Source organism: Streptomyces sp. S3(2020) (assembly GCF_013044505.1).
Taxonomy (GTDB): Bacteria; Actinomycetota; Actinomycetes; order Streptomycetales; family Streptomycetaceae; genus Streptomyces.
Map to the genome: position 1 here is coordinate 39,777 of NZ_JABERD010000058.1, position 11,506 is coordinate 51,282.

General features: G+C 72.0%; 10 protein-coding genes and 1 pseudogene. 5 read left to right on the forward strand and 6 right to left on the reverse strand.

Annotation, left to right across the window (positions count from 1 at the left end; translation table 11 throughout):
- The first annotated feature begins 63 nt into the window (after positions 1–63).
- Positions 64–522 carry a nuclear transport factor 2 family protein gene (locus HLK59_RS20205; protein ID WP_171142879.1) on the forward strand — a complete coding sequence of 153 codons (459 nt, stop codon included), beginning with the start codon at positions 64–66 and terminating at the stop codon, positions 520–522.
- A gap of 9 nt (positions 523–531) precedes the next feature.
- A complete protein-coding gene (locus tag HLK59_RS20210; protein WP_171142880.1) occupies positions 532–1,047 on the forward strand; it encodes a flavoprotein in 516 nt (171 codons plus the stop codon).
- On the opposite strand, the gene HLK59_RS20215 is transcribed toward HLK59_RS20210, so the two are convergent.
- From HLK59_RS20215 to HLK59_RS20235, 5 genes are all read right to left on the reverse strand, one after another.
- Positions 1,037–1,813, reverse strand: coding sequence for an MBL fold metallo-hydrolase (locus HLK59_RS20215; RefSeq protein WP_171142881.1), 777 nt, complete (start codon positions 1,811–1,813; stop codon positions 1,037–1,039). The genes HLK59_RS20210 and HLK59_RS20215 overlap by 11 nt on opposite strands.
- 57 nt (positions 1,814–1,870) lie before the next feature.
- The gene (locus tag HLK59_RS20220) at positions 1,871–2,668 is read right to left on the reverse strand and encodes an alpha/beta hydrolase (protein ID WP_171142882.1); all 798 of its coding nucleotides are present in this window, start codon (positions 2,666–2,668) and stop codon (positions 1,871–1,873) included.
- Between the two features lie 19 nt (positions 2,669–2,687).
- Positions 2,688–3,521: an alpha/beta fold hydrolase gene (locus tag HLK59_RS20225; RefSeq protein WP_171142883.1), complete on the reverse strand. Its 834-nt coding sequence runs from the start codon at positions 3,519–3,521 to the stop codon at positions 2,688–2,690.
- 23 nt (positions 3,522–3,544) lie between these two features.
- Complete coding sequence (locus tag HLK59_RS20230) at positions 3,545–4,369, reverse strand: alpha/beta hydrolase (RefSeq protein ID WP_171142884.1); 825 nt, start codon at positions 4,367–4,369, stop codon at positions 3,545–3,547.
- A 97-nt stretch (positions 4,370–4,466) separates the two neighbouring features.
- Entirely contained in the window at positions 4,467–7,214 is a 2,748-nt protein-coding gene (locus tag HLK59_RS20235) for a LuxR family transcriptional regulator (protein ID WP_171142885.1), read from the reverse strand.
- 236 nt (positions 7,215–7,450) lie between these two features.
- Here HLK59_RS20235 and HLK59_RS20240 point away from each other — a divergent pair, with 236 nt between their 5' ends.
- Positions 7,451–8,419 carry an aldo/keto reductase gene (locus tag HLK59_RS20240; RefSeq protein ID WP_171142886.1) on the forward strand — a complete coding sequence of 323 codons (969 nt, stop codon included), beginning with the start codon at positions 7,451–7,453 and terminating at the stop codon, positions 8,417–8,419.
- Between the two features lie 58 nt (positions 8,420–8,477).
- On the opposite strand, the gene HLK59_RS20245 is transcribed toward HLK59_RS20240, so the two are convergent.
- Entirely contained in the window at positions 8,478–9,284 is an 807-nt protein-coding gene (locus HLK59_RS20245) for a phytanoyl-CoA dioxygenase family protein (protein WP_171142887.1), read from the reverse strand.
- Positions 9,285–9,347: 63 nt separating this feature from the next.
- Between HLK59_RS20245 and HLK59_RS20250 the strand changes: the two genes are divergently transcribed.
- Together HLK59_RS20250 and HLK59_RS20255 are read left to right on the forward strand one after the other, a co-directional pair.
- A complete protein-coding gene (locus HLK59_RS20250) occupies positions 9,348–10,262 on the forward strand; it encodes a helix-turn-helix domain-containing protein (RefSeq protein WP_171142888.1) in 915 nt (304 codons plus the stop codon).
- 312 nt (positions 10,263–10,574) lie between these two features.
- Positions 10,575–11,506: pseudogene (locus HLK59_RS20255) on the forward strand (hydrolase); the annotation flags it as partial.

Genomic DNA, 11,506 nt, shown 5'->3' on the forward strand with positions numbered 1-11,506 from the left:
TCTCCTACCGTAGCAGCCATGCCGGAGAACGCACGTTCTCCCTTTCTGGCCACGGAGGATGACATGACCGACCGTCCGCCCCTGCCGCCCTTCACCCGCGAGAGCGCGGCGCGGAAGGTGCAGGCCGCCGAGGACGCCTGGAACACCCGCGACCCGCACAAGGTGGCGCTCGCGTACTCCGAGGACTCGGTGTGGCGCAACCGCGACACCTTCGTCACCGGCCGCGCGGAGATCGTCGCGTTCCTCACCGCGAAGTGGGCGCGCGAGCAGGACTACGCGCTGCGCAAGGACCTGTGGGCCTTCGACGGCGACCGCATCGCCGTCCGCTTCCAGTACGAGTGCCGGGACACCGACGGCCAGTGGTGGCGCGCGTACGGCAACGAGCTCTGGGAGTTCGACGACCACGGACTGATGACCCGCCGCGAGGCCAGCATCAACGACGTACCGATCGAGGAGAAGGAGCGCCGCATCCTCGGCCCGCGACCCGGCACCGAGCACGGGGAGTCCTTCCCCCTTCAGTAGGGTCACCGGATGACCGAACAGGCCGAGAAGCCCTTCCTCTACGTCGTCGTCTGCGCCGCCGGGATCGCCGCGGGCGTCGGTGAACTCGTCGCCGCCGCCCAGGAACAGGGCTGGGAGGTCGGGGTCATCGCCACGCCCGTGGCGATGAACGGCTTCTTCGACACCGCCGCCGTCGAGGCCCGGACCGGCCGTCCGATCCGCTCCGCCTGGCGCACCCCCGCCGACCCGCGCCCCTTCCCGCCGCCGGACGCCGTGGTGGTCGCGCCCGCCACCTTCAACACCGTCAACAAATGGGCGGCGGGCCTGGGCGACACCCTGGCCGTGGGCACCCTGTGCGAGGCGTCGGGCCTCGGTGTCCCCATCGCCGTACTGCCGTGTGTGGCCGACGCGTTGGCCGCCCATCCCGCGTACCAGGACAGCCTGATACGGCTGCGGGGGATGGGGGTGCGGTTCGGGCCGCCCTACGCGGGGGAGCCTGGCGAGGAGTTCGGGTGGCGGCGGGCGCTGGACCTGCTCAGACGGTGAGCTGCCAAGCGGTGCCGATGGGCAGCCAGTGCACCTGCGGGCCCTCGGCGAGCAGCTTCTCGGCGTTCTGCCGGCCCTCCTGGAAGTGCGACCAGCCCTCGTAGTGGACGGGCAGCACGGTGTGCGGCCGCAGCAGGCCGCACAGCTCCACCGCCCGGGCCGCGGTCATCGTGTAGCGGACCGGTCCGGTCACCGGGAAACGCACACCGCCCAGGTGCAGCAGGGCGGTTCCCACGTCCACCCGGCGGGCGACCTCGCGTACGCCGTCGTACAGGACCGTGTCACCCGAGATCCACAGCGCGCCGTAGGACTGCCCCTGCCAGCCGAGCGCGAAGCCGGTCACCTCGCCGACGACGGGGCGGGAGAACCGGGGGCCGTGGCGGGCCGGGGTGGCCGTGCCCTCGATGGTGGGGCGGTCCGGGGACTGGAGCCGCCAGGTCGTCCACGGGTCGAGCCCGCGGGCGTTGCCGCCCAGCCGACGGGCCCCGGACGGGGTCGTCAGCACGACGCCGGCCCTCGGCAGCAGGGCACGCCCTGCCGTGTCCAGGTTGTCGGCGTGATGGTCATGGGTGAGCAACACCGCGTCCAGTGAAGGGAGTTCGGCGGCTGCCACGGCCGGTCCCGCGGTCTTGCGCGAGGAGGTGCCCCAGCCGAAGGAGTAGCGGCGGCCCGGCGGATCGAACGTCGGGTCCGTCAGCAGCCGCCAACCGGCGACCTCGATCAACGTGGTGGGACCGCCGATGTGCGTGATACGGATCTCGGTCATACGACGGTCCCTTCCGGAGGTCCGGGGCGGCATACGGCGACCGCCCCGGACGGTGGGCTACTTGGCGTGCGACACGGCCCAGTCGAGGACGTGGTCGGCGACCTCCTCCCACCCGGGCGCGGCGGGCAGCAGATGCGGACGGCCCGCGAACTCCTTGACCTCGGTGACCGTGTTCGACTTGTAGTGCCGGGCGTTGGACTGCTGCACCTTGGGCGGCATCAGATGGTCCTGCTCGCCCGAGACGAACAACAGGGGTGCCCGGTCGTCGTTGTGGTAGTTCACGTACGTGCTCTGGTGTCCGGGCCGCAGCGTCGCCAGGGCGCTGTCCCAGAAGATGCTGCCGGACGCGGGGACCGCGTAGCGCTGGTACAGCGCGCGGGACTCCTCCTCCTGGAACGTGTTGGTGAAGGCGTAGTGCCACTGCTCGAAGGTCAGGCCGACCGCACGGTGCCGGTTGGCCGGGTTCTTCAGTACCGGGAACGCCGCCTTGATCTGGGTGAGCGGCACCACCGCGACGCCCTCCGTGGGCGCCGAGTTGATGGCGACGCCCGCCGCCCCGAGCCCCCGGTCGAGCAGGAGCTGGACGAAGACGCCCCCGGCGGAGTGGCCGATCAGGACGGGCGGTTGGTCCAGGCCGCGGACCAAGGTCTCCAGGCCGTCCAGGATCTGTTGGACCGTCACCTTCTCGATCGGTGTCGGATCGGCGTTGAGCGACTCGACCTCCACCTCGAATCCGGGATAGGCGGGGGTGAGGACGCGGTAGCCGCGCTTCTCGTAGTGGGCGGCCCACTGCTCCCAACTCCGCGGGGTGACCCAGAAGCCGTGGATGAGGACGATGGTGTCCGGAGCGCTCATGGCGCCTCCTTCGAAGGTGTCAGCGGGTGGCGCGGTACGCGGCCTCGATCTGGCGGACGACGGTGTCCGGGCGCGACATCATCACGACGTGCGAGGCCCCCTTGACCTCGACGACCCTGCTGCCGGCGCGCTCGGCCATGAACCGCTGCGCGGCGGGCGGGATGACCCGGTCGGTGCCGGCGACGACGTACCACGACGGCAGGGACTTCCACGCCGGCACACCGCTGGCGGAGTCCAACCCGCGCAGACTGCCCGGGCGTTGGGCCACCGCCATCGCCCGGGTCAGCGAGCGCGGCAGGTCCTGGGCGAAGACGTCGTGGAACTTCGCCGGGTCGATGTACCCGTCGATGCCGGGATCGGTGCTGCCGGGGATGGGGTACGGCCGGGTGAGCAGCGCGCCCGGCAACTGGCTGCCGGGGAAGCGGCCCGCCAGCTCCAGCGCGGTCTCGCCCTCGTCGGGGGCGAACGCGGCCACGTACACGAGCGCCTTGACGTTGGGGTTGGCGAGCGCGGCGTTGGTGATGACCTCGCCGCCGTAGGAGTGGCCCACCAGGATGACCGGGCCGGGGAACGTGGCGACGACGCTGGAGACGTAGGCCGCGTCCCCGGCGAGGTCACGCAGCGGGTTGGCCGGGGCGATGACGTCGTAACCCGCCTTCAGCAGCCGGGAACTGACCTCGTTCCAGCCGGAGGCGTCGGCGAACACGCCGTGCACCAGGACGACGGTCGGTCTGCTGCCGGAGGTGGCCGAGCCGGCCGAGGCGGGCGTCGCCGCGGTGCCGACGGTGAGCGCACCGCCCGCCGCGACGAGACCGCCGAGGACGCGACGGCGGGACTGGCTTTCGGAGACCATGCCTTGGGGATCCCTTCCGGGGGTCAGGAGTTGAGGAAGTCCAGCAGGTCGGCGTTCAGCTGGTCCTTGTGCGTGTCGGTGATGCCGTGCGGGGCGCCCGCGTAGACCTTCAGCGTGGCGGTCTTGATCCGCGCCGCCGACGCCTGGCCGCCCACATCGAAGGGCACGACCTGGTCGTCGTCGCCGTGGACCACCAGCGTCGGTACGTCGAACGCGTCCAGGTCGGGGCGGAAGTCGGTCGCGGAGAAGGCCGCGACACACTCGTAGGCATTGCGGTGTCCGGCCTGGAGCCCCTGCCGCCAGAAGGCGTCCCGAGTGCCCTGGGAGACATCGGCGCCGGGCCGGTTGTTGCCGAAGAACGGCCCGTCGGCCAGATCCCGGTACAACTGCGACCGGTCGGCGAGCGAACCGGCGCGGATCCCGTCGAACACCTCGACCGGCACGCCGCCGGGGTTGTCGTCGGTCCTGAGCATGAACGGCGGAACGGCGGAGACGAGCACCAGCTGGGCGACCCGGCTGGTGCCGTGCCGGCCCACGTAGCGGGCGACCTCGCCGCCCCCCGTGGAGAAGCCGATCAGTGTCGCGTCCCGCAGATCGAGGGTGTCGATCAGGGTGGCGAGGTCGTCGGCGTAGGTGTTCATCTCGTTGCCGGTCCACGTCTGGGTGGACCGGCCGTGCCCGCGCCGGTCGTGGGCGATGACACGGAACCCGTGGGAGGCCAGGAAGAGCTGCTGGGCCTCCCAGCTGTCGGAGTTCAGCGGCCAGCCGTGGCTGAGCACCACGGGACGGCCCAGACCCCAGTCCTTGTAGAAGATCTCGGCTCCGTCGGCTGCGGTGACGTACGGCATGGGAGCGCTCCCGTCTGCGAGACGTTGTCCGGTGCCCCGATCCTCGTTCGGCCGCCGGTGTTCCCGGACCCCGTGAAACGCGTAGTCCTGACCGGTCTCAGAGTCCCGGCGTCTCCCTCAGCTGCCGCCGGGACCGTACGTCGAGCTTCCGGAAGATCTTCCGCAGGTGGTAGTCGACGGTGCTCGCGCTGATGAACAGCTGCCCCGCGATCTCGGCGTTGGTGGCACCGCCGCGGGCGAGCCGGGCGATGGCCAGCTCCTGCGAGGTGAGGGCGACCGACTCCCCGGCCGGCGCCCGGCCCGGACTCTCCCCGGTCGCGGCCAGCTCCTGGGCGGCCCGGGCCACGTACGCCGTGGCGCGCATCGCGTCGAACGACTCCCAGGCGGTGCGCAGCTGTTCCCGGGCGTCCTTGCGGCGCTTGCGGCGGCGCAGCCACTCGCCGTAGTGGAGGCGGGTGACGGCGAGGTCGGAGCGGGCGCGGGTGGCGGACAGCAGGGTGATCGACCTGCGGTACAGGGCTTCGGCGTCGTCCGCCGTGGCGAGCAGGGCCTGGCAGCGGGCCAGCAGCCCGAGGCTCCAGGGGGTGCCGGTGGCCGTGGCCCGGGCGGCGAGGGTGTGCAGGGCGGCGGCGGCCAGCACCCGGTCGCCGCCGCGGACGGCGGCCTCGATCAGCGGGGGCAGCAGCCGGGAGTGGATGCCCAGCGCGTCGTGGCCGGTCAGTTCGTGGGTGATGGTGCGGGCCCGGGCGTAGTCGCCCTGTCCCAGGGCGAGGATCGACATGGCGATCCGGGCGATCGACTCGACCGCGCCGATGCCCAGCCAGGTGCCGGACTCCATCGACCCGCGCAGCACCGTCTCCAGGTCCTCCGCGTCGGCATGCCAGGCGAGGAGTTCCGGATGCCGGTAGAGCGCCCACATGTCGTCCGTGGCGCCGATCGCCGCGCGGATCTGGTTGCCCTGGACGAACAGGTCGTCGGCCACGGCGAGTTGGCCGAGGATCGTCTCGTGCATCACCGTGCAGTACAGCGCGCTGTCCAGCTGGAACAGGGCGCCGGTGCGGCGGGCGGCGTCCGCGGCCCGCGCCATGACCGCACTCTGCGCCTGCTCGTCCCACAGCATCATCGACAGCGTGACGGTCGGCTGATAGGTCCGCAGCACCTCCTCGTCCGTGAGGCCGGGGTCCAGCACGTACGCGTGCGCGCGCCGCATGTGCGGCACCGCCTCCTCGTAGCCGTCGCTGACGAGGACCGCGAACGCCCGCAGCACCAGATCGGGCCCGGTGACGGCGGTGGAGCGCGGCAGCAGTTCGTCGATGGCGCGGGCGATGTCGTCCAGGGTGACGTCCTGCATGAGGTGCTCCGCGGTGATGGAGCGGTCGGCGGCCCGCAGCAGGGCCTCGCGGGCGAGCTCGGGGGCCCGACCCGCGAAGAGACGCGCGGCGCGCAGACACAGCGCCGGGGCGCGGGCGAAGGAGCCGGCGTCGCCGAGCGCGAACACCGTGTGCGAGCGGACCAGCAGGGCCCGCCCCCGCTCGGTGTCGCCGAGGAAGGAGATGTCGATCGCGTCGAGGAGCGCCTCCGCCTGGAGTGCCGCCCCCGCGGCCAGCGCGGCCTCTGCCGCGGCGAGCAGCCGCAGGGCGCGCGGGCCGGCCTCCGGTGTCAGCTCCGCGGCTCGCGTCAGGAAGGTGGCACGGGCCGCGACACCGCCCCGGGCGCCCGCCCGGTCCGCCGCGCGCTCCACCTCCGCGGCCACGGCGGCGGCCGGCCCCCTCGTGGCCGAGGCGAGGTGCCAGGCCCGCCGGTCGGTGTCGGCCGGCCGGTCGATGACCTCGGCGAGCGCGTGGTGGACCCGGGTGCGCTCGACGCTGGTGGCCCCGCCGTACACCGCGGACCGGACCAGCGGATGGCGGAACTCCGCGGTGGAGCGCAGCGTCACCAGCCGCGCGGACTCCGCCGGCTCGGACGCCTCGGGGCTGATCCCGAGCAGGCGCGCGGCGGCCGTGAGGTAGGCGAGGTCGCCGCTCGGCTCGGCGGCGGCGAGCAGCAGCCAGGTCTGCGTCGGTCCCGGCAGGGCGCGCACCCGCCGTTGGTAGTGCGCCTCCAGCCGGCCGCCCACGGGGAGCGGTTCGGGCAGTGCGAGCGAGCCGGAGAGCTGGTCGGCGGTCAGCTCCTGGCCGAGGTCGGCCAGCGCGAGCGGGTTGCCCGCGGTCGCCGCCACGATGCGTGCCGCGACGCGCGCGTCGAGCGGTCCGGCGACCGTCTCCCGCAGCAGCTCCAGGGCGAACGGCTCCTCCAGACCGGCGACTTCGGTGACGGGGAGCCCCGCGGGCGCCTCGAACCCCGTCCGTGCCGCGAACAGCAGCCCGACGCCCTCCGCGTGCACCCGCCGGCCCACGAACGCGAGCACCGCCAGGGACTCCTCGTCCAGCCACTGCGCGTCGTCCACGCAGGCCAGCACCGGCCGTCGCTTCGCCGCCTCCGCGAGGAGGGTGAGGGTGGCGAGCCCCACCAGGAACCGGTCGGGGGCCGGCCCGTCGGCCAGCCCGCACGCCACCCGCAGCGCTTCGTACTGGGTGACGGGCAGCGCACCCGGTTCCTTGAGCCCCTCCAGCACCGGTACCAGCAGTCGGTGCAGCGCGGCGAACGGGAACCCGGACTCCGCCTCCACCCCCGCGACCCGCAGCACACGCAGGTCGGCGCCCTCCGCGGCCGCGTGGTCGAGCAGTACGGTCTTCCCGACCCCGGCGTCACCGCGCAGCAGCACGACCCGGCTCAGCCCCTCGCGCAGGGCCGACACCAGGCCTTCGAGCTCTTTCCGTTCCCTGACCCGCCCCTTGAGGATCACGCGAACGCCCTTCAGGAAGGCCCGATTGTGTGGGCACTCTGTAGTTTTTGTGAAGTCCGGTCATTCAACCAATTAGGGGCGAGTCGCGTCCCGGGAACGGCACGGCGTTCACGCGCCGGTTACCCGGCGTCCGCGGTGACGCGATCCGGCGAGACGCTCGTGACACGTGGAACCCCACGCGCACCGCACGCCGTACCCTCCCCTGCAAGACCATCCGGAAGGTGGGAGCACCAACGATGCAGTACGTGAAGCTCGGTTCGACCGGCCTGGACGTGTCGCGGATCTGTCTGGGGTGCATGACCTACGGCCTGCCCGACCGCGGCGTCCACGAGTGGACCCTCGACGAGGAGGCGTCACGGCCGCTGATACGCCAGGCGCTGGACGCCGGCATCAACTTCTTCGACACGGCCAACGTGTACTCCGACGGCACCAGCGAGGAGATCGTCGGCAAGGCGCTGCGGGACTTCGCGAACCGTGACGAGATCGTCCTGGCGACCAAGGTGAACGGCCGGATGCGGACCGGGCCGAACGCCGCCGGACTGTCCCGCAAGGCGATCATGGCGGAGATGGACCACAGTCTGAGCCGTCTCGGCACCGACTACGTCGACCTCTACCAGATCCACCGTTACGACCCCCACACCCCCGTCGAGGAGACCATGGAGGCCCTCCACGACCTGGTCAAGGCGGGCAAGGTGCGCTATATCGGGGCGAGTTCGATGTACGCCTGGCAGTTCTCCAAGATGCAGTACACGGCCGAGCGGCACGGCTGGACCAAGTTCGTCTCCATGCAGAACCACTACAACCTCCTCTACCGCGAGGAGGAGCGCGAGATGCTGCCCCTGTGCGCGGACCAGGGCGTGAGCGCACTGCCGTGGAGCCCCCTGGCCCGAGGCCGGCTGACCCGCGACTGGGGCACCGTCACCGAACGCAGCGCGGGCGACAACTTCGGCGGCCGCCTCTACCTGGAGAGCGACCGCACCATCGTCGAGGCGGTCACCCGCATCGCGGCCGACCGGGGCGTCCCCCGCGCCCGGGTGGCCCTGTCCTGGCTCCTGCACCAGGACACGGTGGCGGCACCGATCGTGGGCGCCGCCAGACCGCACCACATCGATGACGCGGTGGCCGCGGTGGAACTGGAGCTGAGCGAGCAGGAGATCGAGGAACTGGAGCAGCCGTACACGGCACGTCCGATCTCCGGCCACTGAGGCGCCGCCCCTTCAAGGGGCGCGGCCGGCCACGACGTCCCCCCGGCCGCGATACGCCCTAGTGCGGCCCCTGCGGTGCGAACTCCGTACCGCACGGGCCCGCACCTTCGCTCTCGGCCAGAGCGACGCGGTCACCCCGCATGGACAGAGTCCGGTAGTACTGCCCGATCCGCTCCGCCGACCGCCCCACGTAGTGACCGATGAACGACCGCCGAAAACGCCCGTCGCTGCGATTCGGCTGCGACCCGTGCACCAGGCTCCCGTTGAAGAACAGAACATCCCCCGGCGCCATGTCGACCGGCACCGTCGCCAGCCCCGCTGGCGGCGGCACGTACTCCCGCGCGAACGACACCCCCTCGTCCGCCTCCTCCGGGCAGAACAGGTCCATCCGGTGCGTCCCGGGCACGACCTCCAGCCCCCCGTTCTCCCGGTCGATCACCTCGCACGCCACCCACGCCGCGACGCACGTCCCCGGCTCGACCCGCAGATAGAAGTTGTCCTGGTGCAGCGCCTGCCCCCGCGCCCCGGGCGGCTTGAAGTAGAACATGCTCTGCGCGGCCAGCACCTCCTCCCCGAACAGCGCCTCCAGCACCTCCCGCAACCTCGCGTCGAGCAGCACCTCCCGGGCGCGCGCGTTGATCTCGTGCGGCTGCATCACCCGCGGGTACACCCCCAGCGGGTCCGCGCCGCCCCGCGGCTCGAAGTGCCCGGGCACCGCGCCGGCCGCGTGCAGCGCCGTGAACTCGCCGCACAGCCGGTCGATCTCGTCGTATCCGAACAATCCGCGTACGACGGTGAATCCGTCCTCCTGGAACTGCCGAAGCCCTGCCTCGGTCAGGACGGGGGTGCTGCCTGTGACTGTCATGCGTCCACTCCTCGCTCGGATGCCCTTCGCATGTCACGCTAGGTTTTTCCACGCCCCGGGAGGATGTCCGTGACCGCTGACCGACTGTCCAGGACTGCTGCGCAGGGCACCCCGGCGCCGCCGCCGGGCCTCGTGGTGGTCGGCCGTTTCGACGAGGCGCCGGGATACGACATCAACCGGCCGCAGGGCTCGGACAGTTGGCTGTTCACCTGGACCACGGCGGGCCAGGGTCGGCTGCGGCAGGGCGTGACCACGGTCCGGGCCGGCGCGGGGGACCTGGTGGTGCTCGCGCCGGGTGTCCCGCACGGCTACGGCGTCGAACCGGGCGCGCGGCACTGGCGGTTCTGGTGGGTGCACTGCCGGGCCAGACCGTCCTGGCTGCCCTGGCTGAGCCCGTACGGCACCGGCGACGGCGTGCATGTCGTCGCCTCCGCCCCGGCCACACCGCACGACCGGGTCGAGGCGGCGTTCCACCGGATGCTCGTCGACGCCCGCGGACCGGGTGCGGACGGTCCCTCGGCCGTCCCGGACGACCGGATCGCCGTGGCGCACGACACCGCCGCCCGTGAACTGGCCCTGTGCGCCCTGGAGGAGGTCGTCCTGCTCACGGCCGCCGGTGCGCGGCAGCCGACGCCCCGGCCCGGTCTCGACCCCCGTGTCCGCCGGGTCCAGGAGATCCTCGCCGCCGACCCGGGCGCCGCGCACAGCGTCGACTCGCTCGCCGCGCAGGTCTCGCTGTCGCCCTCCAGGCTGGCCCACCTGTTCACCCGGCAGGTCGGTGAGTCCCCGATGCGGGCCCTGCGAGAGGCGCGGCTGCGGCACGCGGCGCGGCTGCTCGAAGGCACCGGCCTGCCCGTCGAACGGGTCGCGGCGGCATCGGGCTTCGTGAGCCCCTTCCATTTCCACCGGGTCTTCCGGGAGCGATTCGGTATGACACCCGGCGTGTACCGGGCGGGCGGCCCAATGGTTGGAGCGTGACGTGCGTGGACCGGCCGGACGCGGGGTGGAGTGGCCGTTCAATGGTTGGGGCCGACGCCTGGTGAAAATCGTTCTCCATAACGTTGTCGATAAGGCGTCATGGATCGGTTCCAAGTATTGACGTGCCGTCAATAGGGCTGGCTACGAACGTAATGCACAAAACTGAATGATCTCTTGTTACATCTCGCTGACCTGTGCAAAGGTTATGCCTTGTCGGCGTGCAGGCATGAGAATCCGCGCGCCTTTGACCGCTCCCGTACGTCCCCCACGCTTCACAAGAGCTGTCGTCGTCGGGACCGCATACCCCTTGGTATGGACTTAGCTTCGTATGCCCCCGAGAGGAATGCAGCCGTGAATGCCGACGCCACGGACGAACAACTCAGCGCTGAGCTGAAGAAGTGGACCGGGGCCACGCCCGCGCTCCATCCCGTCGGTGAACTCCTCGACCGCCACTGGGAAGCGGCCTTCGCCTATGCCCGGCTGTGCACCGACAGCGCGCGTTCGGCCGGAATGCTCACGACCGCGGCTTTCACCCGGCTCTTCGGCGAAACCCTGCGGCAGAACGGCCCGACCGCCGCCTGGCGTCCCCAACTGCTCGTCACCGTGCGCCGGATCGCCGCCGAATGGGACGGCGACCGCAGACAGGAACAACTCCACCCCGAACTGCGCTCCGGGACCGGGGACGGGGACCGCGCCGCGGCCCGTCTGCTGCCGCCCGCGGAGCGCCGGCTGCTGTCCGGCGCGTACCAGCGGCTGCCCCAGTCGGCCCGCTGCCTGCTGTGGCACAACGAGGTCGAGGCCGAGCCGCTGTCGGTTCCGGCCTCCCTCCTGGGACTGGACGAGGAGGACGCCGGCGTCGAACTGCGCCGGGCCCGGGAGCGGTTGCGCGAGGAGTGCCTCCATGTGCACCGCGAACTCGCCCCGGAACAGGAGTGCCGCAGCTACGTCAGGATGCTCGACGTCACCTTCCGGCGCGGTGGCGTCGACGTCGACCCCGACCTCCACGCACACCTGGACCGCTGCAAGCACTGCCGCGACACCGCCGACCAACTGCACCAGTTCAACGACGGCCACCTCGGCGTCGCCCTGGCGGAAGCCGTGCTCGGCTGGGGCGGCCGCGCCTACGCGGAGTCCCGCAGCGCCGTGCAGGAGGAGCCGGCACCGGCGCCGGTGCCCGAGCAGCCGCAGACCCGGCCCCTGGCGGTCCCCGGCGAACCCTTCTTCGACGTGACCCCCACCACCCC